Below are 25,701 nucleotides of genomic sequence, written 5' to 3' on the forward strand. Positions count from 1 at the left end.
AGCCCCTCAGCGCTCGATGGTGCCGGTGCGGCGGATCTTCTTCTGCAGAAGCAGCACACCGTAGAGAAGCGCCTCGGCGGTCGGCGGACAGCCCGGCACGTAGATGTCGACGGGCACTACACGGTCGCAACCGCGCACCACCGAGTACGAATAGTGGTAATATCCCCCACCGTTGGCGCACGACCCCATGGAGATGACGTAGCGCGGCTCGGGCATCTGGTCGTAGACCTTGCGCAGAGCGGGAGCCATCTTGTTGGTGAGCGTGCCGGCGACGATCATCACGTCGGACTGGCGCGGAGAGCCGCGCGGGGCGAAGCCGAAGCGCTCGCAATCGTAGCGCGGCATCGACATCTGCATCATCTCGACGGCGCAGCAGGCGAGCCCGAACGTCATCCACATCAGCGAGCCCGTCCGGGCCCAGTTGATGAGGTCGTCCGTCGAGGTGATGAGGAAGCCGCGGTCGGCGAGTTCGCTACTGATCGACAGGAATGTCGGATCGTCCGCGCCGATGGGGCGCCCGGTGTTGGGATCGATGATCCCCTTGGGAGCCGGTGCGATCGCCGGGGCGCGGGAGAGGTCGGGGCTGAAGGCCATCGGTTTCTCGGGATCAGGCTTCGGACGGTTCGGCGACGCGACGACGATTCGTGGGCGCTAGTCCCACTCAAGGGCGCCCTTGCGCCACTCGTAGACGAAGCCGACGGTCAGAACGCCGAGGAAGGCCATCATCGACCACATGCCGAACCATCCGAGTTCACCGAAGGTGATCGCCCACGGGAACAGGAATGCGACTTCGAGATCGAAGATGATGAACAGGATGGCCACAAGGTAGAAGCGCACATCGAACTTCATGCGCGCATCGTCGAAAGCGTTGAAGCCGCACTCGTAGGCCGAGAGCTTCTCCGGATCGGGACTGTTGTAGGCGACGAGGAAGGGCGCCACGAGCAGGGCCGCCGCGATGAACAGCGACACGCCGATGAAGACGATGAGGGGCAGGTAATCCGCCATCAGGCCGGTCATGCGGGACCTCTCGTGTGCGCCGAAGGCCGTACTGCCCCGGGAGCGTCCCGCCGGATGGAATTGCTCCAATGCCAGACTGCGCTGGCCGGAGGCTTAGACGACCCCCGGAGGTGAAACAAGGGCGGCTCGCATTGCACAAATTCGCACATGTCATTGAGTTAGGACTACGGGACGAACCGGCAACATGACCGATCCGCACAGCCCCCCGCGCCCGGGATTGCGGGGACATCCATGCGGCATCGCAAAACAGCGATGGCGCCGGGGCTCCCGGAGGAACCATAACCTTGGCCGTGGGTTTCATTCATGTCCCACTCAGGCCGGATCGCGTTAGGTCGGCGCATATTCGACCTCACAGGAGACGCTTCGTGCGCATTGCCCAGATTGCTCCGCTCTCGGAGGCGGTCCCCCCGAAGTTCTACGGCGGCACCGAGCGCGTCGTATCCTGGATCACGGAAGAGCTCGTCCGTCAGGGTCACGACGTGACGCTGTTCGCCAGTGGTGATTCGGAGACCTCGGCCAAGCTCGCGGCGTGCACGCCGGAAGGCCTGCGCCTCCTTGGCTACCGCGACCACACGGCGAGCCATCTCGCCATGCTGCATCACGTCCACAAGCGCGCCCACGAGTTCGATGTGCTGCACTTCCACATCGACCTCCTGCAATATCCGATGTTCGAGGATCTGAACCACAAGTGCATCACCACGATGCACGGCCGCCTCGACGTGCCGGACTTCATGCCGGTCTACCGTACCTTCACGGGCATGCCCCTGGTGTCGATCTCCGACAATCAGCGCGAGCCGATGCCGAAGAACGTGAACTGGGCGTCCACCATCCACCATGGCCTGCCGGCCCAGAACTGCCCGTTCTACCCCGAGGCCAAGGGCGGTTATCTCGCCTTTCTCGGTCGCATTTCCCCCGAGAAGCGCCCCGACCGCGCCATCGAGATGGCGATCCGCTCCGGCGTGAAACTGAAGATCGCCGCGAAGGTCGACAAGGCCGACCAGGATTATTGGGACGAGGTCATCGAGCCGATGATCCACCACCCGCTCGTTGAGTTCATCGGTGAGATCAACGAGGAACAGAAGAAGGATTTTCTCGGCAACGCCCTGGCCCTGGCCTTCCCCATCGACTGGCCGGAGCCTTTCGGCCTGGTGATGATCGAAGCGATGTCGGCCGGCACCCCGGTCATCGCGTTCCGCAACGGCTCCGTGCCGGAGGTGATCGCCGACGGTATCTCGGGCGTGCTGTGCGACTCGATGGACGATGCCGTTGCGGCCGTCGACACGGTCAAGACCATGAGCCGAGCCGGCGTGCGCCGCCACTTCGAGACCCAGTTCACCGCCGAGTGCATGGTCCGCAAGTACGTCGCCGCCTACGAGAGCCTGCTCGCCCATCAGGCCGACGTGATCAAGATGCCCCACGCGGCGGCCTTTTCTCCCCGCTACGGCGATCTCAACGGCTCGTCCCTGCCGTCGATCTCGGTGGCCGCCATGCCGGCCTGAGGCGGCCCCGGCATCGGGCTTGCAGAGCCTTTTTCCGGGTTGGCGTCGTACGATTGCCGCACTAACTCTCCCCTCTGAGGGCCGCCCGCGTCGCATACCGCGACGGGCGGCCTTTCGATTCCAGACCCATCGCGATCAGACGATTCGCGAATCCTCACCCATCCGGAGACGCTCGGGCATGGCGGCTGACAGTTTCACGGCGACTCCCGAACAGGCACCCGGCACGACGGACGGGCCGCTGAACCATGGTTTTCAGGATGCCGACGCGGTCCTGCCCCAGTACCATATCGAGGCCCACACCTCCCTGGTCGAGCGCCCGCTGCGCTCCCTGAAGTACGGCGAGGCCTTCGCGGTGCTGGACAGCTACGGCGACATCGGCGTGCTGCCCGGTCCCGAGGGCCTGTACTTCCAGGACACGCGCTACCTCTCGCGCTTGCACTTCACCATCGAGGATCAGCGCCCCCTGCTCCTGTCCTCGGTGATGCAGGACGACAACGGCGCGCTCAGCGTCGACATGACGACGCCCGACATCCGCCTCGACGCCCACGACGAGACCACGATCCCGCGCGAGCTCATCGCCATCGAGCGCACCAAGTTTCTGTTCAAGGGCGCGTGCTACGATCGGATCGGTTTGCGCAACTACGATTCGCGCCACTGGACCCTGAAGATCGGCGTGAGCTTCGACGCGGATTTCCGTGATCTCTTCGAAGTCCGCGGCATGGACCGCCCGGTGCGGGGCAAGCGCAGCGTTCAGGTGGCGAGCGAGTCGGAAGTGCAGTTCCGCTATGCCGGCCTCGACGAGGTGGTGCGGACCACGAGCCTGCATTTCGGCCCGAAACCGAAGCACATCGAGCCGGGAAAGGTCACCTTCGAGGTTTCCCTGCCCCCGGGTGGACGCGCCTCGCTCTTCATCCGCACGGTGTTCGAATCGCACCGGGCCTACACCAGTGCACCGGCCGCCGAGAAGGTGGGCGAGGATGCCGCGGCAGGCCTGTCGCACGCCGCCGGCTCGTCGGCCACGGCCCGCCACCCCAAGGGCCTGGCAGAGGGCGTGATCTTCGCCCGTGCGTATCGCGATTCGCGCCGCGACCTGCGGCAGCTCACGGCCGGCATCACCACGATCATCTCGTCGAACGACCAGTTCAACGAGGCCGCCTGCCGCGCCACCGCCGATCTCTACATGCTGGCCAGCCGCACGCCGGAGGGGATCTACCCCTTCGCCGGCATCCCCTGGTACTCCACGGTGTTCGGCCGCGACGGCATCATCACGGCGATGATGGCCCTGTGGATCGATCCGAACTTCGGCAAGGGCGTCCTGCGCTACCTCGCCTCGACCCAGGCCAAGGCCATCGATCCCGCCGCCGACGCCCAGCCCGGCAAGGTGCTGCACGAGACCCGGCGCGGCGAGATGGCGATGCTCGGGGAGGTGCCGTTCCGGCACTATTACGGCACCATCGACGGCACGCCGCTGTTCGTGATGCTGGCCTCGGAATACTACGCCGTCACCGGCGACCGGGAGACCATCGAGCGGATCTGGCCGGCCCTCGAACTCGCCCTCGACTGGATGAACCAGTACGGCGACCGCGACGGCGACGGCTTCGTCGAATACGCCCGCGACACCGACAAGGGCCTCGAGAACCAGGGCTGGAAGGACAGCCACGATTCGATCTTCCACACGGACGGGAACCTCGCCAAGGGTCCCATCGCCCTGTGCGAGGTCCAGGGCTACGTCTATGCCGCCAAGAACGGCATGGCGACGCTCGCCACCCTGCTCGGCCACGATGCCCTGGCCCAGCGCCTGACGGCCGAAGCCGCCAAGCTGCGGGCGGATTTCGACAAGGCGTTCTGGTGCGAGGCGATCGGCACCTACGCCCTCGCGCTCGATGGCGAGAAGCGCCAATGCGCCGTGCGGTCCTCGAATGCCGGGCACGCCCTCTTCACCGGCATCGCCCTGCCGGAGCGCGCCGCGAGTGTCGCCGCCAACCTCCTGTCGAAGGATGGGTTCAATGGCTGGGGTGTGCGGACCATCGCGCGCGGCGAGGCGCGCTACAATCCGATGTCGTACCACAATGGCTCGATCTGGCCGCACGACAACGCCCTCGTGGCCATGGGGCTCGCCCGCTACGACCTGAAGCCGGAAGCCTCGCGGATCTTCGAGGGCATGTTCGACACCGCCCTCTACCAGGACCAGAAGCGTCTGCCGGAGCTGTTCTGTGGCTTTATGCGCAGGCACCAGCGCGGGCCGGTCTCCTACCCGGTGGCGTGCTCGCCCCAGGCCTGGGCGGCGGCGGCCCCCTTCGCGTTCCTCGCCGCCTGCATCGGCCTCGAACTCCAGCACGATCGCAACCGCATCCGCCTGAAGAACCCGACCCTGCCGGCCTTCCTCGACGGGGTGTCGATCTTCAACCTGAAGCTCGGCACCTCGCGGGTGGACCTGCGCTTCCAGCGCTACGGCGGCGACGTGACGGTGAATGTGCTGCGGCGGACGGGCGACGCGCAGGTCTCGGTGGTGAAGTAGGGACACTCATCCCCCTTCCCCTCGCGGGGAGGGGGACCCCTGCGTCCGAACGGGCAACACCACGAAAAACGCCGCCTTCCCCGGGGGAAAGCGGCGCGGATCGTCGAATCCGAACGGGCCTCGCGCGTCAGCGCGGCGCCAGGATCATGATCATCTGGCGGCCCTCGAGCATCGGCTCGCTCTCCACCTTGGCGATCTCCTGGGTCTCGTTCTTCACCCGCTCGAGCAGGCGCAGGCCGATGTCCTGGTGCGCCATCTCGCGGCCGCGGAAGCGCAGGGTCACCTTGACCTTGTCGCCTTCCTCGAAGAACCGAACCACGGCCTTCATCTTGGTGTCGTAGTCGTGCTTGTCGATGCCGGGCCGCAGCTTGATCTCCTTGACCTCGACCGTCTTCTGCTTCTTGCGGGCCTCGTTCTGCTTCTTCTGCTCGTTGAAGCGGAAGCGGCCGTAATCGAGGAGCTTACAGACGGGAGGAACGGAGTTGGGCGCGATCTCGACGAGGTCGAGGCCGGCTTCCTCGGCCAACGCGAGGGCGTCGAAGAAGGCGACCACACCCCGGTTCTGACCGGTGTCGTCGATGAGCTGCACTTCGCGAACGCCGCGGATGTCCCGGTTGGCGCGCGGCCCGTCCTTCTGCGGGGCCGGCATAGCTCTCATAGGTCTACGAATGGCTTCAATCTCCTGATGAAACGACGAAACGGCAGCCTGCGAACCCCAACCCCATGGGGTCGATCCTGGCCACCAATCGCTCCGGATTCCGGTCCGACACCTTGGCTGAACTTTTCTTCAAGTCAACTCGGGCGGCCGGGTTTGGTTCACGCCCCGGTTGATCCGGGACGATCACGGGCAATTGGCGAGGAGGTCGGCATAGACGTCGAGGGTGTCGCCGACCATGCCCTCGAGGGAGAAGTGCGCCTCCACGTGCGCCCGGCCGCGTCGGGTCATGGCGTCCCGCGCCGAGGCGCCCATGGACAACGCCTCGGCCAGGGCATCGGCCAGGGCCGAGGCGTTGCCCGGTGCCACCCGCCAGCCCGTGCGCTGGCCGGCCGGGACTTCCGGTGGCGCCAGGACGGTCTCCGGTACGGCGCCGAGATCCGAGACCACGACGGGCGTGCCCAGCGCCTGAGCTTCCACGGCCGAGCGGCCGAACGCCTCGGGCTCGACGGAGGGAACCGCCACGACGGAAGCGGCGCGGAACGCCGCCGGCATGTCCGTGCAGTGCCCGACCCGGTGGACGATGCCCTGCAGGCCGCGCGCGGCGATGAGGGCATCGAGCTCGCGCTCGTAGGCGACACGCCCCTGGGGGTCGCCCGCGAGCACGATGGCGACATCCGCGACGCCGCGGTCGCGCATGAGGGCGGCCGCCTCGATGAGCACGCGCTGGCCCTTCCAGGCCGTGAGGCGCGCGGCGAGCAGCACCACGCGCTCGTGCGGCGCCACGCCCCAGGCCCGGCGCAGGGCTTCGACCCGGGCCGGCGCCACGGCGCCCGGCGTGAACAGCGCGAGATCCGTCCCCCGGTGGATCACCCGGACGCGGTCGCCCGCCTGATCCGGATGAAGCGTGCGGATCAGGTCGGCGGTGTAGTGCGAGTTGGCGATGACGACGTCGCCGCGCGCCATCACCGAATTGTACAGCACCTTCACCCCGGTGCGGCCGGAATAGCTGCCGTGGTAGGTCGTGACGAAGGGCAGTTTCAGGCGACGTGCCGCGCCGAGTGCGACCCAGGCCGGCGCCCGCGATCGGGCATGGATGATCTGAACGCCCTCGCGCCGACACAGCCGAGCGAGGCGCCCGATGTTCAGCGCCATGGCGACGGGGTTCTTCGCGGCGGCCGGAAACGGCAGCCAGATGCCGCCCTTGGCCTGCAACTCTCCCACCAGCCGGCCGCCCTCCGTGGCGACGAGGGCGCGCGCACCCGCAGCCGCGAGGGCCGCGGCCACGTCCACTGTGGTGCGCTCGGCCCCGCCCGCATCGAGGGCCGGGATGATCTGCAGGATGGTTCTGCCCGAGAGCGGCGCACCCTCCCCCGGGAAGGTGCCGCCGCGCGGATCGCCATTCATGACGCGGCTCCGCAGGCCGGCCCGATGACGGGACCTGAGGGTTCGGGGCGGGGGCGGAAACGTCCGTCGCAGGCTTCGGTCATGGGCGTCAGCATGGGCGGCGTGCTTTACGGCCCGGTAAACGAAAGGCAAATGCAGAGCACGCAACACGATGGTTCTTGGATAACGGGGATAAGCCGATGACGCAGCCGAACGACGAGGTGCCGACTTTCCTCGATGTCGGAAGCGGGGACGCGGCACGACGCATCGCCGTGCTCCATCGGCCCGGAGAGGGACCGCCCGTGGTGTGGCTCGGAGGCTTCCGCTCCGACATGCGGGCCACCAAGGCCGAAGCGCTCGATGGATGGGCGCGGCGAACGGGACGCGCCCTGGTGCGGTTCGATTATACGGGTCATGGCGAATCGGAGGGCGATTTCGCGTCCTGCACCATCTCGACCTGGGTCGAGGATGCGGTCGCGGTGATCTCCGCCTGCGCGCCGCAGCGGCCGCTTCTCGTCGGCTCGTCCATGGGTGGCTGGCTCGCTTGTCTCGCCGCCCGGGAACGGGCCGCGCGAGGCGAGGACGCCCCCTCGGGACTGGTGCTCATCGCCCCGGCCCTGGATTTCACCGAAGACCTGATGTGGAAGCGGTTCACGCCGGAAATCCGTGCCACCATCGAGCGGGACGGTTTCTGGGCGCGACCGAGCGCATACGACCCAGTCCCGGTGCCGATCACCCGTGCCCTCATCGAGGACGGGCGCCGGCACGCAATGCTCGGGGGAGAATTCGACCCGGGCTGCCCGGTTCGTATCCTGCAGGGCATGGACGACCCGGATGTCCCCTGGTCCCATGCCCTGCGCATCGTCGAGCGCCTGCCTCGGGCCGACACGGTGCTGACCCTCGTGGCAGATGGCGACCACCGCCTGTCGCGCCCCCAGGATCTCGCCCGGCTCCTGGCGGCGGTGACGGAGATCTACCCGAACAAAGAAATCAGTGCAGACTGACGGTGTGGAGATCGTTGGCCATGGCATTGGCCACCACGGCGTCACGGGAATCGGCGAGCAGGATCGGCGCCCCGCTGGCCGAGAGCAGGGCGAAGAGGTCGAGGCCGGGGGTCAACTCCGGCGCCTGCGGAAACAGGCGCGTGACCTCGTCGGAACTCATGGCGCGGACGTAGGCGATGTGACCCTCGCCCAGGGCAGCGAGGTCGGCGGCGTTGAACTCCGCCGGATCGAGATCTGCGCCGGTGATGGGATTCTGGCTGAATGCGGTCATGGTCGGCTCTCCTTCTGGCAGAGCGGGGTCGGGTCTGGCCCGACCCGGATGAAAAACGGGCGTCCCGTCAGACGTCGTCGCGGGATGCGATGGCGATCTTGCGCACGACCCGGTCCGGCTCGGGTCGGGTCAGGTCGATGGACAGCAGACCGTTGGACAGGTCGGCCCCCATCACCTCCATGCCGTCCGCCAGCAGGAAGGCTCGCTGGAACTGGCGCGCGGCGATGCCGCGATGGAGGAACTGACGCGATTTCTCGTCGATCTGCCGGCCGCGGACCACGAGCTGGTTCTCTTCCAGCATCACGTCGAGCTGATCGCGCGTGAAGCCCGCGACCGCGAGGGTGATGCGAAGCCGCTCGGGCTCCCGGTCGCTGCGGGCCACCCGCTCGATGTTGTAGGGCGGATATCCATCGTTGGCGGCCTTCGACACCCTGTCGAGGGCCTGTTCGATCTCATCGAAACCGAGGAGGAACGGATGTCCGAACGGGGAAGGCCGCGTGGTCACGGATGGATGTCCTTCAAGCGAAGCCCCGGGGACGATGGAGGAGGCACTTCGTGGAGAGGCACGTCTGCGGTGTTCGGGAAGCCCGCCTGCGGCAGCACCCCCCGCCGACGATCGTTCGCCGGTGAACCCGATATGGAGGCGGCACCAAGCCTCATCAAGGGCAGCCCCATCAAGGGCTTGGCTCCGAACATCCAGGACGGTCCCTTGCGCGGGCCTTCCCGTCGAGCTCGCCGATCGAACCCGACCACGATCGTCCTACGAGCTGACCGAGAGAAGACCCGGCGATGTTCGCCGGGCAAATCAGGAAACTACAACCAGGATCAATCGGCAATTTTGCAGCGTGGCCCTGTATTCGGTCAGGTAACAGTTTGGAATTACTCTGATATTCCGCACTGCGCTTGATCTGGCACCGCGAATTCGGATATTGCCACGGCCAATCGACCGACGGATTGCGGGGCTCTTGGCCGTGCCGCGCCGGTTCGCGTTCCCTTTGGGAAGCGACGACTTGAGCGGCGCCGACCGATCACCGGGTCATGATTGCCGACCATGACGTTCCCGGCGGAAACACGCTGCGAATCGCGGGTCATCCCAAGGTTTAAGTCCGGCGCGGCGGTGCCGCCCATCGTTCGAGGAAACGGAACCGTGATGGATCGAGTGCGCTGCATGGTCAGGGAACAGGTCCGGAATGCGGTTCGGGCGGCCTGTCTCGGCACCGCCATCCTGGCCGGCTGGACGGGTTACGCGGTGGCACAGGAAGCCAAGAGCACGGACACCAAGCCCGCTTCGCTCAAGCTCGAACTGAACCGCCTGGAGCCCGCAGGCGAATCCTGCCGGACCTACCTTCTCGTCGACAACAGCCGGGGCGCGGCCCTGAAATCCCTGAAGGTCGATCTGTTCGCCTTCGACACGGACGGTGTCGCGCAGAAGCGCCTCGCCGTCGAGCTCGGCCCCGTGCAGGAGCGCAAGACCATGGTCCGCCTGTTCGACTTCCCGGCCCTGGCCTGCCCGAAGATCGGCCGGGTGCTCCTCAACGATGTCCTGGCCTGCGAGGGCGGCGACGCCAGCCGCGAGACCTGCCTCGAACGCATCGAAACCGACAGCAAGACTGCCGCGCCCTTCGTCCGCTGATCCGAAACCGAACCGAGAGACATCCCCATGGATCCGACCGCCGCGCCCGCAGGCGTCTCCCACGACATGTCGTTCCTCGGCCTGTTTCTCCAGGCCGACCCGATCGTCAAATCGGTGATGATCCTGCTCGTGGTCGCCTCCATCGCCTGCTGGACGGTGGTGTTCGAGAAGATCGTCCGCATCGCCGCGGCCAAGCGCCAGGCGAAGGCCTTCGACACCCTGGTGCGCTCGGGCGGCGCCCTGGAAGCATCCGGCAAGGGGATGGACGCGCAGATCACGGCGGCCGCCATCGAGGCGTGGCGCGATCAGGATAGCAGCGAGACGCGCGCCGAGCGCCGTGACCGCATCGAGCGCGCCATGCGCGCGACCCTCACCACCCGGTTGAAGGCGATGCAGACGGGCCTGCCGCTCCTCGCGACCTCCGGTTCCACCGCGCCCTTCATCGGGCTGTTCGGCACGGTGTGGGGCATCATGAACTCGTTCTCGTCCATCGCGAAGAGCCAGGATACGTCGCTCGCCGTGGTGGCGCCCGGCATCGCCGAGGCGCTGTTCGCCACCGCCATCGGCCTCGTCGTCGCGATCCCGGCGGTGATGGCCTACAACAAGCTCATCAACGACATCGGACGGGTCCAGGCGAGCTTCGTCTCCTCCATCGGCACCCTCGGCAACCGTCTGGCCCGCGACCGGACGGTTCACAGCCGCGCCGCCGCCGCCGAATAGCCGACCCGTATCACCGACCAATGTCCGCCTCGCGCGGGCGGGCCGGCCTTGAACCCCGGAAGACCGGCGGCCCCCGATCCATGGGGCCATCCCGGTTCCGGACGAATTTCGATTTCGCGGGAACGCGGCGCCGGGCTGCCGGCCGCCCGCCCGAAGCCCCGGAGGGCGACGCATGGCCATGGGATCGATCCGCTCCGGCGGCGGTGACGACGACGACGGCATCGACGGCGCGCCGATGTCCGAGATGAACGTCACGCCCCTCGTCGATGTGATGCTGGTGCTGCTGATCATCTTCATGGTCGCCGCCCCGCTCATGACCACGGGTGTGCCGGTACAGCTCCCCAAGACCACGGCGCAGAAGGTGGCTCAGGCCAAGAAGCCCCTGGAGATCTCCATCGACAAGGAGGGCAAGCCCTACCTCGCGAAGGAGGAGCTGACCCCCGAGGGCATCCTGCCCCGCCTGCGGGCCCTGGCCGCCGAGGACCCCTCCCAGGTGATGCTGGTGCGTGGCGATCGCGAGGTACCCTACGGCAAGATCATGGAAGTGATGGGCCTCGTCGGCCAGGCGGGCTTCACCAAGGTGTCGCTCATCGCCCAATCGCCCGGTGGCGCCCTGCCGTCTGCACCGGCCGCCGCAGTACCCGCGACCGGAACGGCCCGATAGCCCCATGAGCGTCCTCGCATCGACCGGAGATCCGGATCGGCGCGGCCCGTCAGGTCTCGCCGCAGCCTTCCTCGTCGCCCTCGGCCTGCACGCGGCCGGGCTGATCGCCCTCACCCTGTTCCAGCCGGAGCCCAAGGCGCCCCCGGGCGAGAATATCGTCACCATCGACCTCGCGCCGCAGATGACGGAGGCCGACACCCAAGCTCCGGCCGAGCAGGCCGCCTCCGTGTCGGCGCCGCCCGAAGCCAATCCGGTGCAGACGCCCGAGACGGTCCAGCAGGAGAAGCCGCTGGAGACCACGGAAGTGACACCGCCCGAGGCGACGGCACCGCCGCCGCCCGATACGGCGATGATCGCGCCCGAGGCGACGACCATGGCCGAGCCGCCGGAAGCGACTCCGACGCCGCCCGTCGAGGTGGCGAACGAGCCGCCGCCGGAGGATCAGGTGATCGCGTCCACGGCCGAGACCGCGCCAGCCCTGGCACCCCCTCCACCCACCGTGGCCCAGGAGCTGCCGAAGCCCGTCGAGGTGGTGAAACCGAAGCCGGATCAAGCCAAGATCCTCGAGGCGCGGCGTGAGGCCAAGCGCAAGGCCGACCGCGAGGCACGGCTCAAGGCCGAACAGGAGGCGCGCCGCGAAGCGCTGCAGGAGGCCCGGGCCGAGGCGAAGGCCAAGGCGGCCCGTGAGGCCGCACGCCGCGCCGCCGCCGCTGCGAGCGAGGGCAGCGCACGCCAGAACTCGGCCTCGGCCTCGCGTCAGAGCAGCGCGGGTGCGGCCGCCGGCGGCAACGATGCGAACGCGCTCCGCGCTTGGCAGGGCGCCCTCAGCTCGGCGATCCGCGGTCGCATGAACGCCAGTGCGGCGGCAGGCACCAGCGGCGGCGTTGCCGTGGTCCGGTTCACCGTGTCGCGTTCCGGGCAGGTGCTGAGTTCGGGACTGTCGAGCAGCAGTGGTGTCGGCGCCATCGACAGTGCGGCGCTCGCGACCGTACGCGGGTCCCTGCCGGCGGCCCCGGCAGGCGTCACGATCAGCAGCCTCGCGGTCACCGTGCCCCTGCGGTTCAGCCCCGGTCGCTGAGGCCGGGGTTGGACGGCGTGATCCCGCCTCGCTTCCGAAGACCGCCCTGCCTTTCTCGGAGCGACGTTCCGGCATGACCGTCTGGTTCACCAGCGACACGCACTTCTCCGATCCGCGCGTGCTGCGGATCGACCGGCGCCCCTACCCCGACCTTGCGGTCCACGACGCGGCGCTCATCGCCAATTGGAACGCCGTCGTCGCGCCCGGCGACACGGTCTGGCATCTCGGCGATGTCGCCCTGCGACCCGCGCCGGGCCGAATCTCCGAAATCCTCACCTCACTCAAGGGTACGAAGCACCTCATCGTCGGCAACAACGACGGGCCGGAAACGCTGCATGCGCCGGGCTGGGCCAGTGTCGGCCATTATGCCGAGATCGTCGTGGACGAACGGCCCCTGGTGCTGTGCCATTATGCGTTCCGAACCTGGAACGGCATGGGCCGGGGCGCCCTCGACCTCCACGGGCATTCGCACGCCAAGCTGACACCGATCCCGAAGCAGTACGACGTGGGCGTCGATGCGCAGGGCTTCACGCCGGTAGATCTTCCAACAATCCTCGCCTCGCGCCGCGCCCGGAAAGTGAGCAGCCGAAAAGCGGAACCTTCGCCGTAGATCGGGGGTTCTTGGGGCATGAACGCAGGATGACCGGCGGGCCGGATCCAAGACTTCGGATCAGCCTGAGCGTCACCTTGCACACGTCCTGTTCCTCGAGACGTCTGCCGCCGAGGTATCCCATGCGTCACGCTCTGTTTTCACCGCTTCTCGCCATCGGACTCACCATCGTGGCCGTCGTGCCGGCTCTGGCCGCGCCAGCCTGCTTCGAGGGCCAGCGAAAGGTCGAGGAAGCCAACGCCCTGCGGTTCCAGGCCCGGCAGGAAGCCCGCATCGGCAGCCACGACCGCGTCTGCGATACCCTCGACGAAATAGGCGATCGCTACGCCGATGCCCGGGATGCGTTCGAGGATTGCGGTGCGGCCGTCACCGCCATCGATCTGCGCACTGAGGCGCGGAACCTTCGCATCGCCAAGAAGGTCAATCGCTGCGACTGAGCGCGTGCGCCCACGCACACACGCCCGGAACCATTAGTTTCACAAGTCTGAACAAGCGGCGCGCGATTCGCTGCCCTGAAGGTCCACGCCCATGAACGTCTCGGCCACCCAGTCCAACGCCAATTCCGTCCTCGGCTCCAATGCCATGATCGATGCCACGGGCCCGTCCTTCGCGGCAGCCCTGTGCGGCTTCCTCAGCACCACCGTCGCGACCACCATGGTGATGTTTCTGCTAAGCAGCGTGTAAGAGAACGCTTCTCCAAGGCAGGCCTGTCCGGCGTCGGCCAGGATCAAGGCGCCACGAGCCAGAAGCGCTTGCGGTTGAACAGCATGTCGGCCTTGCCGACTTCGGCCGGCCCGTTGCGGCAGGCCGCTTCGTCCCTGGCGCGGGCATCCGGTGATGGTCCGGGTGGCCGGGCAGCCGGCAGCATCGGGGCCGTGGACACCGGAAACAGCCCGAGCCTGCTCTGAACGCCGGGCTGGCGCACGGCGACGACGGTGAGGATGCCGGCCAGCAGCGCCCCCGCCACCGTACCGAAAACAAAATTCATCATGGGTCGGAAATCCCGCGATCGCCGCGCGGACAGAGGCCGGCCCGCGATCACCGGCCCTTCCTGGTCAAGCTTCTCGGCATGATTGCGGCGAAGACCGGATTACAGTCTCTTAAGAATGAACCCCATACGGTCTCGTCGGTCGCGGACGGCTCGAATCGCGGCAGTCGGGGAGAACGCAGGATGTCGTACGGGGCCAGTGCCTACGCGAAGGTGTCACAGACGGCCCTATCGCCGCGCGAGGCGGAAGCCGCCGTCCTGATCAAGGCCGCATCGCGCCTCCAGGCCGTTCAAGCCGACTGGGAGAACCAGAAGGGCGGCCTCCCCGAAGCGCTCAACTTCAATCAAAAGGTCTGGACGATCATCGCGGGCGCGGCGACGGCACCCGAGAGCCCGCTGCCCGAGCCGATCAAGACCAGCATCGCGCAATTGTCGGTGTTCGTGTTCCGCCGCATGATCGACACGCTGATCGAGCCGAACGCCGAGAAGCTTTCCGCGCTCATCAGCATCAATCACAACATCGCCGCCGGCCTGCGGACCTGAACGGAGCCGTCCCCCGAAGAGGGGTATCGGCGAGGGGCGTGCCCGTTCGCGTCGGGCGAGCCTGACGGCCAGGACCCATGAGCCGTGCCCTGAATCGGGCACGGCCACGTTGGAGATGTTGCCGAAACCCTCAGGAGTCGAGACCCGCATCCTCGTCGATATCCACGAGGAAGACGATGTCGGCGTCGTCCTCACCGTCCTCGTCATCCTCTTCCGCGTCGTCGTTCGAAGCGGCCTCGGCGTGGCGGGCATCCGGCTCGAAGGGCTCGTCCTCTTCCGAGTCATCCTCGGCCAGGGCGTCCTCGAAGATCTCCGTCTCCTCCTCGGTGGCGGCGCGGATCTTGAGCGGAGAGGTGCCATTCCACAGCACCTTGCCGTCGCTCTTCATGGCCTGGATGTCGTCCTTGAAGCCGTCGCAGGTGAAGAGATCGCGGGCGACCTCCTCGGAACCGTTGATGACCGCGATGGCCACGCCATCGATCTCGAGTGTGAACATCGCGAATTCCTCTCGAACGTCGTTGCGCGGGGCGCGCCGGCCGCACGGCGTCGGAGGACGCCGCCCTGGGATCGATTCAGCCTTACGGGGCCGCCGACCGTGTAGGGGGCAACGGCCTGCGCGCCAAGCCCCACGCCGACCGCCATCCCGCGCCGAACGAGCCCCTGGGCTCAGCTGCCTCCGCCAGCACCTCGACTGATGGCACGCTTGACCACGCCCTGAACCTCCGGGTTCGACAGGAACAGGTCGTGGTTGATCAGGCCGCCGCCGTAATCGGAGGCGTCGGCGACGCGCACGCCGAGCGCCTCCAGGCGCTCGCGGTCGGCCGCGCCGGCGCGGACGATACCACCCGCGATGGCGCCGGAGAGCTCCAGCGCCCTGTCGTTGGTGGAGGAGATCACCGTGACCTTCTTCACGTCCGGTCCCATGCGCTGGATGGCGGAGGTGAACAGGTCGATGTCGATGTCGGGGGCAGCCAGCACCACGGCGCCGATGCGGGCCATGGCCGCCTCGCCGGCCTCGGCCCGCAGCATCCGCAGGGTCTCGAGGGTCAGGAGCGTGCCCATGGAATGGGCGACGATGTTGATTCGGCCGCCCGACGGCGAGTTCGCCAGGGCCTTGAGCAGATCCTCGAAGGCGTCGCGCGACCACAGGGCGCTCTCGCGATCGTAGCCGTAATCGAAGGTCGCGGCGGCGGAGGGCCAGGTGAACAGCGCGGAGGCGCCGCGGAAGCGGATACCGTCGGAGAGCTTGGCTGCGCTGAGGGCGGCGGACTGGAAGCTCTCGCGGTAGCCGTGGACGTAAATGAGCACGTCGCGCCCGAACGCGGCCTGGGCGAAGGCACCGGCCGCGCCCGGCCCGGTCTCGATCTGCGGCACCGCCGCGACCCCCCAATCCCCGGTGACCACGGAGGAGACCTTGCCGATGAGCGAGCGGTCGGGTGCGGACAGACGCACCTCGGCGAAGCTCAGGCCCCGGCCGCGCTCGGAGCTGAAATACGGGCTCTTCGGGGGACTGCCCACCGGCTTGCGGGTGGTGGCGACGAGGAGCACGGGGCTGACATCGATGTTCGACTGCCGCTCGGGGGCGGACGAGCTGGTGGCGAGGTCCTCGGTGACGCAGCCGGACAGGCCCGGCGCCAAGCTGGCGAGCCCCAGGAGGGTAGCGAGGCGGACGAGGCTGCGTCGGGTCGGCCGAATGGTTCGGTTCATGCGGTCTGACAACCCTGGGCGGTGGAGGGCCGGGAAACCCGGCCGTCGTGCGGTGCTAACCTGTCGCGGACGATCGTGACCATGGCGCGGCGCGAACGTGGCCGTGGGCCGTGTGGATTGCGGGCATAGGCGCGCCTGTGGCCCCAGTCCCACACCGAACATCGGCGCGGACAAAGGCGGGCGCGTCGCGCAATAGGCGGCACGCCCCCTCGACGAATGCCGGTCGGCCCGGCAAGAAGTGGGCATGGCCCTCTCCTCATCCCCGCCGCCCGCCCTCGACATCGACGCCCTGCGCAACCGGTTGCTGGCCGGCGACCGGGCTGCCCTCGCCCGCGCCATCACCCTGGCGGAATCGAAGCGCGCCGACCATCGCGCCGTGGCGCGGGACCTCATCGCTGCGGTGCTGCCCCAGACCGGCCGCGCGATCCGGGTCGGGATCACGGGAGTGCCGGGGGTGGGCAAGTCGACGACCATCGACGCGCTGGGCGCCAATCTCACGGCCGCCGGCCACAAGGTGGCGGTGCTGGCCGTCGATCCGTCCTCGACGCGCACGGGCGGCTCGATCCTCGGCGACAAGACCCGCATGGCGCGCCTGGCACTGGATCCCAACGCCTTCATCCGCCCCTCCCCCTCGTCGGGAACCCTCGGGGGCGTCGCGGCCAAGACCCGCGAGACCATGCTGCTCTGCGAGGCGGCGGGGTTCGACGTGATCCTGGTCGAGACCGTGGGCGTCGGCCAGTCGGAGACGGCGGTGGCCGATCTCACCGACTTCTTCCTCGTCCTCATGCTGCCGGGCGCCGGCGACGAGTTGCAGGGAATCAAGAAGGGCATCATCGAACTCGCCGACATGATCGCCGTCAACAAGGCCGACGACGGCGAGGGCGAGCGCCGGGCCAGTGCGGCCGCCTCGGAATATCGCGCCGCCCTCCACATCCTCAGCGCCCCGAGTTCAACCTGGACGCCCCCCGTGGTCACCGTCTCGGGCCTCAACAACAAGGGGCTCGACGGGATGTGGGACCGCGTCGTCGACCACCGCAACAAGCTCACGGCCACGGGCGAGATCGCCAAGAAGCGCCGCGCCCAGGACGTGAAGTGGATGTGGGCGCTGGTCCACGAGCGCCTGCATCAGCGCCTCGTCGGGTCCGCCGAAGTCCGCCGTCAGACGGCCGAGGCCGAGGCCGGGGTGTCGCGCGGCGAATCCTCCCCCGCCGCCGGGGCCGAGGCCATCGCCACCCTCATCGGCCTTTGAGCCGGGGCCACCTCCTCGTCACCGGGTTCGGGCCGTTCCCCGGCGTGCCCGTGAACCCGAGCGCCGTGGTGGCGCGCCGCCTCGTCGCCCTCGCCCGCCGCCACGGCCTCGCGGGCGGCGATGTCCGCCTCCTCGTCCTACCCACCACCTATGGGGCCATTCCGACCCATCTGGTTCCCGCCCTCACGGAGCCACCGGCCGCCGTGCTGATGCTGGGCGTGGCGCGCCGCGCCACGCGGGTCCGGGTCGAGTTTCGGGCGCGAAACCGGGCGAGCCGGCTATTCCCGGACGCATCGGGGGCCCTTGCGCGATGCCTCGCCCTGTCGGCGGACGGACCGTCAGAGCGCCGCGCGCACGTCGCCGCGCAGGCCCTCGTGGCCCTGCGCCGCAACGGCATCCGGGCGATCCCGTCCCATGATGCCGGCCGCTACCTCTGCAACGCCGCGTATTACCGGGCGCTGGCCGAGGACATCCCGGTGCTGTTCGTCCACGTTCCGCCCCTACCGCCGACCGGGCGTCTCGGGTTGCGGGGCGCACCGGCCGTCGAGACCCTGGCGGCCGCCCTGGTGACGGTGGCCCGCGGACTCCTCGCGGGACGGTCGGTTCACCCTGTCGGCGGGAAGCACCGAGAAAATCCGATCGATGCGGTGCCCAATCGGATCTCGGGCGTTCTGTGAACGTCGGATGCGGGCGTGCCACGCCCCGGCGGCATCGAACCCGCATCGAAGCTCAACGAGGAGACGCATCATGGTGGACACGGATCGCATCGTCGGAACCGCCAAGGATCTCGGCGGCCGCGTGCAGGGGGCCGTGGGCGACGCCCTCGGGTCACAGCGCGACTCCGTCGAGGGGCGCTACCGCGAGGCGCAGGGGCGCGCCCAGGACGCCTACGGCCAGGCCAAGGACACCGTGCGCGACGTCGCCGACAACGTCAGCGACTACGCCGGCGACGCCTACGAGCGCATTCAGGATCGTGGTGGCGCCTATTTCCGCGATGGCACCCGGGCCGTCGAGACGCGGGTGGAGGAGAATCCCTTCATCGCGCTCCTGCTCGCGGGCGCCGTCGGCTACGGCCTCGCCCTGCTGCTCCACCGCCGCTGAAGAGTTCAACGCGCCGCCCCACCGGGGCGGCGCGACCCGGAGCGTCCTACTGCGCCGTCCAGCCGCCATCCATGGCGAGGTTGGCGCCCGTCATCTGGCTCGCCGCGTCCGAGCACAGGAACACCGCGAGCGCCGCGACCTGATCGACGGTGACGAATTCCTTGGTCGGCTGGGCCTTGAGCAGCACGTCGTTGATGACCTGCTCCTCGGTCAGCCCGCGCGCCTTCATGGTGTCGGGGATCTGGCTCTCCACCAGGGGGGTCCAGACGTAGCCCGGCGAGATGCAGTTCACCGTGATGCCGTGGGTGGCGAGTTCCAGGCCCGCGCTCTTGGTGAGGCCGGCGATGCCGTGCTTGGCCGCCACGTAGGCCGACTTGAACGGCGAGGCCACGAGGGAATGGGCCGAGGCGGTGTTGATGATCCGCCCCCAGCCCCGCTTCTTCATGCCCGGAATGGCGGCCCGCATGGTGTAGAACGCCGAGGAGAGATTGAGCGCGATGATGAGCTCCCACTTTTCCGGCGGAAAGTCCTCGATGGGCGAGACGTACTGAACGCCGGCGTTGTTGACGAGGATGTCGACGGCCCCGAAGGTCTCCTCCGCGAGGGTGATCAGGCCGGCGATCTCGTCGGGCTTGGTCATGTCGGCGGCCGAGTGGATCGCCCGCACGCCGAACTCGGATTCGATCCCGGCCCGGGCCGTCTCGATGGCCTCCGGCGACCCGAACCCGTTCAGCACCACGTCGGCGCCTTCCCGGGCGAAGCCCCGCGCGATGGCGAGGCCGATGCCGCTCGTGGAGCCGGTCACGATTGCGGTCTTGCTCTTGAGGCTCATGGAGATCTCCCGGATCGCGCAGCGACGCGCGACATTCATCACTGGCAGAATCCTGCCCGATGGGGCGCGGCAAGTCGATGCGCTCGGCCCCGGGCGCGGCGTGCTATAGCGACGGGCGACGCCCCATCGTCACGGGCGACGCACAGGGACGTCATGATCCGGTTCCTCGCCTTGCTGGCGCTCAGCCTGTCCGGCCTCGCCGGCGCGTCCGCCCAGGGGCTCAAGCTCCCGTCCGACCTCGTCACCGCGAGCCTCGTGGCCGAACCCGCCGCGATCCGCCCCGGCGAGCCCTTCACCGTCGGCATCCGCATGGTGATGCGGCCGAACTGGCACGTCTACTGGCGCAACCCCGGGGATTCGGGCCTGCCGCCCGAGGTCGGCTGGTCATTGCCCGCGGGTTTCGCGGCCGGGGCCCTCGACTGGCCGGCACCCCACCGCATCCCCGTCGCCCACCTGATGAACTTCGGCTACGAGGGCGAGACCGTCCTGCTGGCGCAGGTGACGCCGCCCGAGGCCCTGGCGCCGGGCAAGCCCGTCACCCTCAAGGCCCACCTGAGCTACCTCGTCTGCGAACGGGAATGCGTGCCGGGCACGGCGGACCTGCGCCTCGCCCTTCCGGTGGCGCAGGCCGGAACCAGCACCGGCACCAATCCGCAGACCCGCGCGCTGTTCGCGCAGGCCCGCGCCGCCCTGCCAGTGCCGTCGCCCTGGCCGGTGCGGACCGCCGCCACGAAGGATCGCCTGACCCTGACGGTGGAGGCGCCGGGCCTCGCGCCCGATGCCGTTTCGGGGGTGGCGTTCTTTCCCTATGCGGAAACCGCCATCGAGAACGCCGCCGCGCAGGACGTGCAGATCGATTCCGCCGGCCTTCGGCTCTCGCTGGTTCGGGGCAACCCCGACGACGCGGCGCCGCCGGCGACGCTTCCCGGCGTGCTCACCTTCGACGAGGCGACGCCCGGAGGAACCGTCCGGCGCGCCTATGCCGTCGGCGAGGCCCCGGCTCTCGCCGCACCGGCCGCCGACACCATGGCCGCCCCCGTGATGCCGCCGGAGGAGGACGGCCTGACCCTGTGGAGCGCCGTCGGCCTCGCATTCCTGGGCGGACTCGTGCTCAACCTGATGCCGTGCGTGTTCCCAGTCCTGTCCATCAAGATCCTGAGCCTCGTGCGGCATTCGGGGGAATCCCCCGCCCGGGTCCGCCTCCACGGCGTCGCCTACACGGCCGGCGTGCTCGCGGCGTTTCTTGGTCTAGCCGGTCTGCTCATCGGCTTGAAGGGCGCGGGCGCCGGCCTCGGCTGGGGCTTCCAGCTACAATCGCCCGTGGTGGTGGCGGCCCTCGCCTATCTCCTGTTCGGCATGGGTCTGAGCCTGTCCGGGGTCGTTCATCTCGGCGGCGGCATCGCCGGGCTCGGCGACGGCCTGACCCGCCGCGCCGGGCTGCAGGGCTCGTTCTTCACCGGCGTACTGGCCACAGTGGTGGCGACCCCCTGCACGGCGCCCTTCATGGGGTCGGCCGTGGGGTTCGCCCTGACGCAGGCCCCGGCCGTGGGTCTGGCGGTGTTCGCGAGCCTCGGCTTCGGCCTCGCCTTGCCCTTCCTCGTCCTGACCGCATGGCCCGCCGCCCTGCGCGCCCTGCCGCGCCCCGGTGCCTGGATGGATGTTCTGAAGGGTGTCCTGGCTTTCCCGATCTACGCCACGGCGGCGTGGCTGATCTGGGTGCTGGCGCAGCAGGTCGGACCGTCCGGGCTGCTCGCCGCCCTGTTCGGCCTCGTCCTCGTGGGCTTCGCCGCGTGGGTTTGGGAGCGCGGGCACGGCGCCCGCCCGGCCTGGAGCTGGATCGCGCGGGGCACGGCGTTGGCCGCCCTCGCGGGCCTCGCTCTCCTCACCGTGAGCCTGTCGCACGACCGCGACGGTGCGGTGGCACGGGCGGACGGCACGGAGGCGTTCACCCAGGCGCGGCTCGACGCGCTGCTGGCGGAGGGCCGGCCCGTCTTCGTCAACATGACGGCGGCGTGGTGCATCTCGTGCCAGGTCAACGAGCGCACGGCCCTGGGGACGCAAGCGGTGCGCGACGCGCTGTCGACGCGCGGCGTGGTCTACCTCAAAGGCGACTGGACCAACCAGAACCCCGAGATCACCGCGTTCCTCGCCCGTCACGGCCGGAGCGGCGTGCCGCTCTACCTCCTCTATGCGGGCAAGTATGCGGGCAAGACCGCCCCCGTGGTGCTGCCGCAGATCCTGACGGCCGGGACGGTCCTCGACGCCCTCGCGACCCTGCCCGCCCTGCCCCGCAGCGCCGCCCTGGCCCCACAGGAGCGCTGATCGACCCGACGGCGACCCGACGGACCCGATGACCGAACCCTCCGCGCCGCGCTGGAGCGTCTTTCGCAACGGCGACTTCCGCTTCTACGGCACCGCCCGCTTCCTCACCGGCCTCGCCTTCCAGATGCAGGCCGTCGCGGTGGGCTGGTTTGTCTATGACCTGACCCATTCGGCCCTGGCGCTCGGCCTCGTGGGGCTGGCGAGCTTTCTGCCCGCCATGCTGTCGGCCCTGGTCACGGGGCATGTCGCCGACACCTACGACCGCCGCCTCGTGGCGTCCCTGGCCTACGCCACCCTCGCGGCGGCCGAGCTCGGCCTGCTCGTCTTCGCCCATTACGGCACGGGCGCGATCTGGCCGATCTACGCCCTCGTGGTGGTCATCGGCACCGGCCGCGCCTTCGCCAACCCGGCCCTCCAGGCCCTGCTGCCGACCCTGGTGCCGCGCCCCCTGTTCGGTTCGGCCATCGCCTGGAACGCCTCGCTGTGGCAGAGTGCGTCGATCCTCGGGCCGGCACTGGGTGGCCTCCTCTACGTCCTCGGCCCGGCCGTGGTGTTCGGCACGGCCGCGTTCAGCTTCGCCTTCGCGAGCGCTCTGATCGCGGTCATCCGCTTCCGCCCCGCGCCCGTCACCGAACGTCCGCCGGTGACCTGGGCGACCCTGTCGGCCGGCCTCACCTACATCCGCGACCACCCGGTGGTGCTCGGCGCCATCAGCCTCGATCTCGTGGCGGTGCTGCTCGGCGGCGCCACCGCCCTCCTGCCGATCTTCGCCGCCGAGGTGCTGCATGTCGGCCCCCTCGGCCTCGGGGCGCTCCGCAGCATGCCGGCGGCCGGGGCCGTGCTGGTGGCCGTCTATCTCGCCTACCGGCCGCTCCAGCGCCATGCCGGGCTCCGCATGCTCCAGGCCGTCGGGGTGTTCGGCCTCGCCACGATCGGCTTCGGTCTCTCGACTTCTCTTCCCCTGTCCATGGCCTGCCTGTTCGTGACGGGGGCCGCCGACATGATCAGCGTCTATGTCCGCCAGACCTTCGTCCAGGGCGAGACGCCCGACGCCATGCGCGGCCGAGTCTCGGCGGTGAACACCGTCTTCATCGGCGCCTCCAACGAACTCGGCGAGTTCGAATCGGGAACCCTGGCCGCCCTCATCGGTGCCGTCCCGGCGGTGGTGCTCGGCGGCCTCGCGACGCTGCTGGTGGCCGCCGCTTGGGGGCGGATCTTCCCGGCGCTCAAGGCGCGGGACCGGCTGCTGCCGGTGGGGTGAAGCGCCGATTATCCCTCCCGCGTACCATTCTCGTCGGAATATGGATAATCGCTGCAAAATCAGTCGCTTCTCGGCTTGGGTTGCGTCATTATCCCTCTGGCGGCAGTAAACGCCTGCTTTAGGGATAATCCGATGTCCCTCAGTGACTTGAATGGCGATCAGGCACGGCAGACCATCGATGTCGACCAAGTGTTCTCCAGCTTCGCGATGGCGCGGGGCGAGTGGGCGCGACGGTACAGGGGCTCGATGTCGTGGAAGACCGTGGGTGGGCGCGACTACCTTTACCGGAAGCGGTACGAGGCCTGGAAATCCCTCGGGCCGCGCACACCCGAGACGGAGGCGATGGCCACCGGGTTCCATGAGGGACGGGCGCAGCTACAGGAGCGGATTGCGGGCCTCACCGCACGTCTCGACGCCATGGCGCCGGTCAATCGCGCCCTGAACCTCGGGCGCCTGCCCGTGATCGCGGCGCGTATCCTTCGCGCCCTGAACCAAGCCGGGCTCATCGGGGCCGGTATCGAGGTCGTGGGGACGAATGCCCTGTTCGCCTAGGAACGGCTGGCGGGCGTGCAGATCGCCGGTGCGCACCTCGCGACGGCGGATGTCGATCTCCTGTTCGACGCGCGGCGTTCCCTCCGGCTCCTCGCGCCCGAGGTCTCGGCCACGGGTGTGGTGGGCCTCCTGCGAAAGGTCGATCGCTCGTTCGAGGTCCTGGGGCGGAGCGGGGTCCGGGCGGTCAACCGGGACGGCTACCTCGTCGATCTCATCATGCCGGCGATGAAGGATCGGATGGCCAAGCCACTGCGAAGCCGGATCGGGACCGAGGCGACGGACCTCGAAGCGGCGGAGATCGAGGGGTTGGGCTGGCTTGTGAGCTGTCCAAAGGCCACGGCAACGGTCATCGACGCACGCGGCTACCCCCTGACCATGGTGGTTCCCGACCCACGGGCGTTCGCCCTCCACAAGCTCTGGCTCGCGGGCCGCGAGGACCGCGAGCCACTCAAGCGGCAGCGCGATCAGGCACAGGCGAAACTCATCGCGGGTCTCGTGACCAGCCGCCTCCCGCACCTGCGCTTCGACGATCCGGCCCTGGCCGCCCTGCTGCGCGCCCTGCGCGAGCAGGCCACGCTGCTGACCGCCGCCACGAGACGGGATACGGCCTTGGCGCCGCCCCGCCTCGAGCCGGACTGGTAGCCCTGATTTGCCCGGTCCTACTTGCCCGCCAGCAGCGGCGACCACGTCGGATCGGACGCGTAGGACGGCGTCGGCACCGGTTGCTCCACCTTGCCGGTGATGTCGACCATGTAGAGCTTGCCGCCGCCCTGGCCGCCGGGATCGCGGAAGAACAGCACGTACTGGCCGTTGGGCGCGAAGGTCGGGCCTTCGTTGTGGAAGCCTTCCGTGAGCACGCGCTCGCCCGAGCCGTCCGGCTTCATCACGCAGATGGCGAAGCCGCCCTTGCGCTGGCGGGTGAAGGCGATGAGGTCGCCCCGTGGCGACCAGGCCGGCTGCGACGCCGAACCTTCGCCGAACGAGATCCGGGTCGGGTTTCCGCCCGTGGCGCTCATGACGTAGACCTGCTGCGAGCCGCCGCGATCGGATTCGAAGACGATCTGGCTGCCGTCCGGCGAGAAGGTCGGCGAGGTATCGATGGCGTTGCCGTTGGTGATCGGCGTCTGTGCCTTTGAGCCGAGATCCATCACCACGATGTCGGCGTTGCCACCCTCCTGAACGCTCATGACCAAGCGTCGGCCGTCGGGCGAGAAGCGCGGGCTCGTGCTCATGGAGCCAGCCTTGCCCACCGCCTGGCGGCTGCCGGTTTCGAGGTTGATCACCTGGATGCGCGGCGGCTGGCCCGTCGCCTGGGTCATGAAGGCGATGTCCTGAGTCGCGGGCGAGTAGCGCGGGGCCACCACGGCCGTGTCGCCGTTGGTCAGCGCACGCACATTGGCGCCGTCCTGATCCATGACCATCAGGCGCTTGCGGCGGTTCTCCTTCGAGCCGGACTCGTCCACGAAGGCGATGCGGCTGTCGAACCAGGGGCCGAGGCCGGTGATCTTGGTGTAGACCGCGTCCGAGATCAGGTGCCCCGTGCGCCGGGCATTGGCGGTGTCGGCGCCGTATTGCTGGCCCGTCATCTGCTGGCCCGAAGTCACGTCCCACAGGCGGAACTCGACCTTGAGCTTGCCCGAGGGATCGCGCGAGACCCGGCCCGTCACCAGGGCCTGCACGCCGGCTGTGCGCCACTTGTCGAAGCCCGGCACCGCATCGAAGCCGGGGCTCTCGGGAAACTTCGCTTTTTCGACGGGCACGAAATACCCGGAGCGGCGCAGATTGTTCGTCACAACGCTGGAGACGAGGAGTCCGAGGCTCGGATCGCCGGAGAAGTCGGTCACCGCGATGGGCATCGGCTGGAACGCGCCGCCGCCGATGCGCAGGTTGAGCTGCGCGCGCGCCGGCCCGGTCAAGCCGAACAGCACGAACGCCAGGGCGGCGAGGAGGGGCGCCAGGCGCGGAAGCGGGATTGAGAGCATGGGGATGTCCGAAGTTCTGGGAGTGTCTGTCCGGGGCGGCGCCGGGACCGCCATGCGCGAGGGCGATGTCGCGCGGGCGGGCTCACGGCACCGAGGAACGGCCCGGATC

29 protein-coding genes are annotated in these 25,701 nt (G+C 68.9%); 18 read left to right on the forward strand and 11 right to left on the reverse strand.

What is annotated here, in order from left to right; all coding sequences use genetic code 11:
* Positions 1-6: 6 nt before the first annotated feature.
* Both ASF27_RS02055 and ASF27_RS02060 read right to left on the reverse strand, forming a co-directional pair.
* Entirely contained in the window at positions 7-594 is a 588-nt protein-coding gene (locus ASF27_RS02055; RefSeq protein WP_056166548.1) for an NADH-quinone oxidoreductase subunit B, read from the reverse strand.
* Between the two features lie 57 nt (positions 595-651).
* Positions 652-1,017 (reverse strand): NADH-quinone oxidoreductase subunit A, encoded by a 366-nt coding sequence (locus ASF27_RS02060; RefSeq protein WP_056089121.1) that lies wholly within the window; start codon positions 1,015-1,017, stop codon positions 652-654.
* A 365-nt stretch (positions 1,018-1,382) separates the two neighbouring features.
* On the opposite strand from ASF27_RS02060, the gene ASF27_RS02065 reads away from it, so the two are divergent.
* A complete protein-coding gene (locus ASF27_RS02065) occupies positions 1,383-2,516 on the forward strand; it encodes a glycosyltransferase family 4 protein (protein ID WP_056166546.1) in 1,134 nt (377 codons plus the stop codon).
* 178 nt (positions 2,517-2,694) lie between these two features.
* The gene (locus ASF27_RS02070; protein WP_056263516.1) at positions 2,695-5,034 is read left to right on the forward strand and encodes a glycogen debranching N-terminal domain-containing protein; all 2,340 of its coding nucleotides are present in this window, start codon (positions 2,695-2,697) and stop codon (positions 5,032-5,034) included.
* Positions 5,035-5,161: 127 nt separating this feature from the next.
* Here the strand turns inward: ASF27_RS02070 and infC are convergent, their stop codons facing one another.
* Together infC and ASF27_RS02080 are read right to left on the reverse strand one after the other, a co-directional pair.
* Positions 5,162-5,683: a translation initiation factor IF-3 gene (infC, locus tag ASF27_RS02075; RefSeq protein WP_238223988.1), complete on the reverse strand. Its 522-nt coding sequence runs from the start codon at positions 5,681-5,683 to the stop codon at positions 5,162-5,164.
* A 192-nt stretch (positions 5,684-5,875) separates the two neighbouring features.
* A complete protein-coding gene (locus ASF27_RS02080; RefSeq protein ID WP_056357393.1) occupies positions 5,876-7,096 on the reverse strand; it encodes a glycosyltransferase family 4 protein in 1,221 nt (406 codons plus the stop codon).
* A gap of 179 nt (positions 7,097-7,275) precedes the next feature.
* Between ASF27_RS02080 and ASF27_RS02085 the strand changes: the two genes are divergently transcribed.
* The gene (locus ASF27_RS02085; protein ID WP_056357397.1) at positions 7,276-8,079 is read left to right on the forward strand and encodes an alpha/beta hydrolase; all 804 of its coding nucleotides are present in this window, start codon (positions 7,276-7,278) and stop codon (positions 8,077-8,079) included.
* Here the strand turns inward: ASF27_RS02085 and ASF27_RS02090 are convergent.
* The gene (locus ASF27_RS02090; RefSeq protein WP_056089138.1) at positions 8,066-8,350 is read right to left on the reverse strand and encodes a DUF1150 domain-containing protein; all 285 of its coding nucleotides are present in this window, start codon (positions 8,348-8,350) and stop codon (positions 8,066-8,068) included. The two genes, ASF27_RS02085 and ASF27_RS02090, sit on opposite strands and share 14 nt — an antisense overlap.
* A 67-nt stretch (positions 8,351-8,417) precedes the next feature.
* Positions 8,418-8,855, reverse strand: coding sequence for an Hsp20 family protein (locus tag ASF27_RS02095; RefSeq protein ID WP_056166536.1), 438 nt, complete (start codon positions 8,853-8,855; stop codon positions 8,418-8,420).
* Positions 8,856-9,518: 663 nt separating this feature from the next.
* On the opposite strand from ASF27_RS02095, the gene ASF27_RS02100 reads away from it, so the two are divergent.
* From ASF27_RS02100 to ASF27_RS22005, 7 genes are all read left to right on the forward strand, one after another.
* Positions 9,519-9,983, forward strand: coding sequence for a Tat pathway signal protein (locus ASF27_RS02100; protein WP_244473658.1), 465 nt, complete (start codon positions 9,519-9,521; stop codon positions 9,981-9,983).
* A 27-nt stretch (positions 9,984-10,010) separates the two neighbouring features.
* On the forward strand, positions 10,011-10,703 hold the full coding sequence (locus ASF27_RS02105; protein WP_056166530.1) for a MotA/TolQ/ExbB proton channel family protein: 693 nt from the start codon (positions 10,011-10,013) through the stop codon (positions 10,701-10,703).
* Positions 10,704-10,875: 172 nt separating this feature from the next.
* Positions 10,876-11,367, forward strand: coding sequence for a protein TolR (gene tolR, locus ASF27_RS02110; RefSeq protein ID WP_056166527.1), 492 nt, complete (start codon positions 10,876-10,878; stop codon positions 11,365-11,367).
* A gap of 4 nt (positions 11,368-11,371) precedes the next feature.
* Complete coding sequence (locus ASF27_RS02115; RefSeq protein ID WP_056357404.1) at positions 11,372-12,445, forward strand: energy transducer TonB; 1,074 nt, start codon at positions 11,372-11,374, stop codon at positions 12,443-12,445.
* A 73-nt stretch (positions 12,446-12,518) separates the two neighbouring features.
* Positions 12,519-13,055, forward strand: coding sequence for a metallophosphoesterase (locus tag ASF27_RS02120; protein ID WP_056166522.1), 537 nt, complete (start codon positions 12,519-12,521; stop codon positions 13,053-13,055).
* 122 nt (positions 13,056-13,177) lie between these two features.
* A complete protein-coding gene (locus ASF27_RS02125; RefSeq protein WP_056357409.1) occupies positions 13,178-13,492 on the forward strand; it encodes a hypothetical protein in 315 nt (104 codons plus the stop codon).
* Between the two features lie 91 nt (positions 13,493-13,583).
* Positions 13,584-13,739, forward strand: coding sequence for a hypothetical protein (locus ASF27_RS22005; RefSeq protein WP_156368826.1), 156 nt, complete (start codon positions 13,584-13,586; stop codon positions 13,737-13,739).
* Between the two features lie 43 nt (positions 13,740-13,782).
* Here ASF27_RS22005 and ASF27_RS02130 read toward each other — a convergent pair whose 3' ends face one another.
* Positions 13,783-14,046, reverse strand: a complete 264-nt coding sequence (locus ASF27_RS02130) for a hypothetical protein (RefSeq protein ID WP_056302981.1) — start codon at positions 14,044-14,046, stop codon at positions 13,783-13,785.
* A 78-nt stretch (positions 14,047-14,124) separates the two neighbouring features.
* Here ASF27_RS02130 and flaF point away from each other — a divergent pair, with 78 nt between their 5' ends.
* Entirely contained in the window at positions 14,125-14,586 is a 462-nt protein-coding gene (flaF, locus tag ASF27_RS02135; RefSeq protein WP_244480899.1) for a flagellar biosynthesis regulator FlaF, read from the forward strand.
* Between the two features lie 130 nt (positions 14,587-14,716).
* On the opposite strand, the gene ASF27_RS02140 is transcribed toward flaF, so the two are convergent.
* Together ASF27_RS02140 and ASF27_RS02145 are read right to left on the reverse strand one after the other, a co-directional pair.
* Positions 14,717-15,082 (reverse strand): hypothetical protein, encoded by a 366-nt coding sequence (locus ASF27_RS02140; protein WP_056166514.1) that lies wholly within the window; start codon positions 15,080-15,082, stop codon positions 14,717-14,719.
* A gap of 170 nt (positions 15,083-15,252) precedes the next feature.
* Positions 15,253-16,293, reverse strand: coding sequence for an alpha/beta hydrolase (locus ASF27_RS02145; RefSeq protein ID WP_244480900.1), 1,041 nt, complete (start codon positions 16,291-16,293; stop codon positions 15,253-15,255).
* Between the two features lie 244 nt (positions 16,294-16,537).
* Here ASF27_RS02145 and meaB point away from each other — a divergent pair, with 244 nt between their 5' ends.
* The 3 genes from meaB to ASF27_RS02160 all read left to right on the forward strand — a co-directional run bounded on the left by meaB (position 16,538) and on the right by ASF27_RS02160 (position 18,643).
* Positions 16,538-17,542 (forward strand): methylmalonyl Co-A mutase-associated GTPase MeaB, encoded by a 1,005-nt coding sequence (gene meaB / locus ASF27_RS02150; protein WP_056166512.1) that lies wholly within the window; start codon positions 16,538-16,540, stop codon positions 17,540-17,542.
* Entirely contained in the window at positions 17,539-18,219 is a 681-nt protein-coding gene (locus ASF27_RS02155; protein WP_082478745.1) for a hypothetical protein, read from the forward strand. The genes meaB and ASF27_RS02155 overlap by 4 nt, the downstream gene beginning before the upstream one ends.
* A gap of 70 nt (positions 18,220-18,289) precedes the next feature.
* Positions 18,290-18,643, forward strand: coding sequence for a CsbD family protein (locus ASF27_RS02160; protein WP_056166510.1), 354 nt, complete (start codon positions 18,290-18,292; stop codon positions 18,641-18,643).
* A 46-nt stretch (positions 18,644-18,689) separates the two neighbouring features.
* On the opposite strand, the gene ASF27_RS02165 is transcribed toward ASF27_RS02160, so the two are convergent.
* The gene (locus ASF27_RS02165; RefSeq protein ID WP_056263723.1) at positions 18,690-19,475 is read right to left on the reverse strand and encodes a 3-hydroxybutyrate dehydrogenase; all 786 of its coding nucleotides are present in this window, start codon (positions 19,473-19,475) and stop codon (positions 18,690-18,692) included.
* Between the two features lie 153 nt (positions 19,476-19,628).
* Between ASF27_RS02165 and ASF27_RS02170 the strand changes: the two genes are divergently transcribed.
* From ASF27_RS02170 to ASF27_RS21370, 4 genes are all read left to right on the forward strand, one after another.
* Positions 19,629-21,797, forward strand: coding sequence for a protein-disulfide reductase DsbD domain-containing protein (locus tag ASF27_RS02170; RefSeq protein ID WP_056357415.1), 2,169 nt, complete (start codon positions 19,629-19,631; stop codon positions 21,795-21,797).
* A gap of 28 nt (positions 21,798-21,825) precedes the next feature.
* Positions 21,826-23,058: an MFS transporter gene (locus ASF27_RS02175; RefSeq protein ID WP_056357419.1), complete on the forward strand. Its 1,233-nt coding sequence runs from the start codon at positions 21,826-21,828 to the stop codon at positions 23,056-23,058.
* A gap of 132 nt (positions 23,059-23,190) precedes the next feature.
* Positions 23,191-23,610 (forward strand): hypothetical protein, encoded by a 420-nt coding sequence (locus ASF27_RS22960; RefSeq protein ID WP_082478746.1) that lies wholly within the window; start codon positions 23,191-23,193, stop codon positions 23,608-23,610.
* Between the two features lie 6 nt (positions 23,611-23,616).
* The gene (locus ASF27_RS21370) at positions 23,617-24,252 is read left to right on the forward strand and encodes a GSU2403 family nucleotidyltransferase fold protein (protein ID WP_347379629.1); all 636 of its coding nucleotides are present in this window, start codon (positions 23,617-23,619) and stop codon (positions 24,250-24,252) included.
* A gap of 17 nt (positions 24,253-24,269) precedes the next feature.
* Here ASF27_RS21370 and tolB read toward each other — a convergent pair whose 3' ends face one another.
* Entirely contained in the window at positions 24,270-25,592 is a 1,323-nt protein-coding gene (gene tolB / locus ASF27_RS02185) for a Tol-Pal system beta propeller repeat protein TolB (RefSeq protein ID WP_082478747.1), read from the reverse strand.
* Positions 25,593-25,701: the final 109 nt, after the last annotated feature.

This window comes from Methylobacterium sp. Leaf102, from assembly GCF_001422425.1.
In the GTDB taxonomy this organism is placed as follows: domain Bacteria; phylum Pseudomonadota; class Alphaproteobacteria; order Rhizobiales; family Beijerinckiaceae; genus Methylobacterium.

Coding starts and splice junctions, on each gene's coding strand:
- meaB (WP_056166512.1), top strand. CDS start 16,538: ATGGCCCTCTCCTCATCCCCGCCGCCCGCCCTCGACATCGACGCCCTG.
- ASF27_RS02070 (WP_056263516.1), top strand. CDS start 2,695: ATGGCGGCTGACAGTTTCACGGCGACTCCCGAACAGGCACCCGGCACG.
- ASF27_RS02130 (WP_056302981.1), bottom strand. CDS start 14,046: ATGATGAATTTTGTTTTCGGTACGGTGGCGGGGGCGCTGCTGGCCGGC.
- ASF27_RS02055 (WP_056166548.1), bottom strand. CDS start 594: ATGGCCTTCAGCCCCGACCTCTCCCGCGCCCCGGCGATCGCACCGGCT.
- ASF27_RS02125 (WP_056357409.1), top strand. CDS start 13,178: ATGCGTCACGCTCTGTTTTCACCGCTTCTCGCCATCGGACTCACCATC.
- ASF27_RS02080 (WP_056357393.1), bottom strand. CDS start 7,096: ATGAATGGCGATCCGCGCGGCGGCACCTTCCCGGGGGAGGGTGCGCCG.
- ASF27_RS02140 (WP_056166514.1), bottom strand. CDS start 15,082: ATGTTCACACTCGAGATCGATGGCGTGGCCATCGCGGTCATCAACGGT.
- tolB (WP_082478747.1), bottom strand. CDS start 25,592: ATGCTCTCAATCCCGCTTCCGCGCCTGGCGCCCCTCCTCGCCGCCCTG.
- flaF (WP_244480899.1), top strand. CDS start 14,125: ATGATTGCGGCGAAGACCGGATTACAGTCTCTTAAGAATGAACCCCAT.
- infC (WP_238223988.1), bottom strand. CDS start 5,683: ATGCCGGCCCCGCAGAAGGACGGGCCGCGCGCCAACCGGGACATCCGC.
- ASF27_RS02170 (WP_056357415.1), top strand. CDS start 19,629: ATGATCCGGTTCCTCGCCTTGCTGGCGCTCAGCCTGTCCGGCCTCGCC.
- ASF27_RS22005 (WP_156368826.1), top strand. CDS start 13,584: ATGAACGTCTCGGCCACCCAGTCCAACGCCAATTCCGTCCTCGGCTCC.
- ASF27_RS02090 (WP_056089138.1), bottom strand. CDS start 8,350: ATGACCGCATTCAGCCAGAATCCCATCACCGGCGCAGATCTCGATCCG.
- ASF27_RS02160 (WP_056166510.1), top strand. CDS start 18,290: ATGGTGGACACGGATCGCATCGTCGGAACCGCCAAGGATCTCGGCGGC.
- ASF27_RS02060 (WP_056089121.1), bottom strand. CDS start 1,017: ATGACCGGCCTGATGGCGGATTACCTGCCCCTCATCGTCTTCATCGGC.
- tolR (WP_056166527.1), top strand. CDS start 10,876: ATGGCCATGGGATCGATCCGCTCCGGCGGCGGTGACGACGACGACGGC.
- ASF27_RS02115 (WP_056357404.1), top strand. CDS start 11,372: ATGAGCGTCCTCGCATCGACCGGAGATCCGGATCGGCGCGGCCCGTCA.
- ASF27_RS02120 (WP_056166522.1), top strand. CDS start 12,519: ATGACCGTCTGGTTCACCAGCGACACGCACTTCTCCGATCCGCGCGTG.
- ASF27_RS02100 (WP_244473658.1), top strand. CDS start 9,519: ATGGTCAGGGAACAGGTCCGGAATGCGGTTCGGGCGGCCTGTCTCGGC.
- ASF27_RS02165 (WP_056263723.1), bottom strand. CDS start 19,475: ATGAGCCTCAAGAGCAAGACCGCAATCGTGACCGGCTCCACGAGCGGC.
- ASF27_RS02085 (WP_056357397.1), top strand. CDS start 7,276: ATGACGCAGCCGAACGACGAGGTGCCGACTTTCCTCGATGTCGGAAGC.
- ASF27_RS02145 (WP_244480900.1), bottom strand. CDS start 16,293: ATGAACCGAACCATTCGGCCGACCCGACGCAGCCTCGTCCGCCTCGCT.
- ASF27_RS22960 (WP_082478746.1), top strand. CDS start 23,191: ATGTCCCTCAGTGACTTGAATGGCGATCAGGCACGGCAGACCATCGAT.
- ASF27_RS02105 (WP_056166530.1), top strand. CDS start 10,011: ATGGATCCGACCGCCGCGCCCGCAGGCGTCTCCCACGACATGTCGTTC.
- ASF27_RS02175 (WP_056357419.1), top strand. CDS start 21,826: ATGACCGAACCCTCCGCGCCGCGCTGGAGCGTCTTTCGCAACGGCGAC.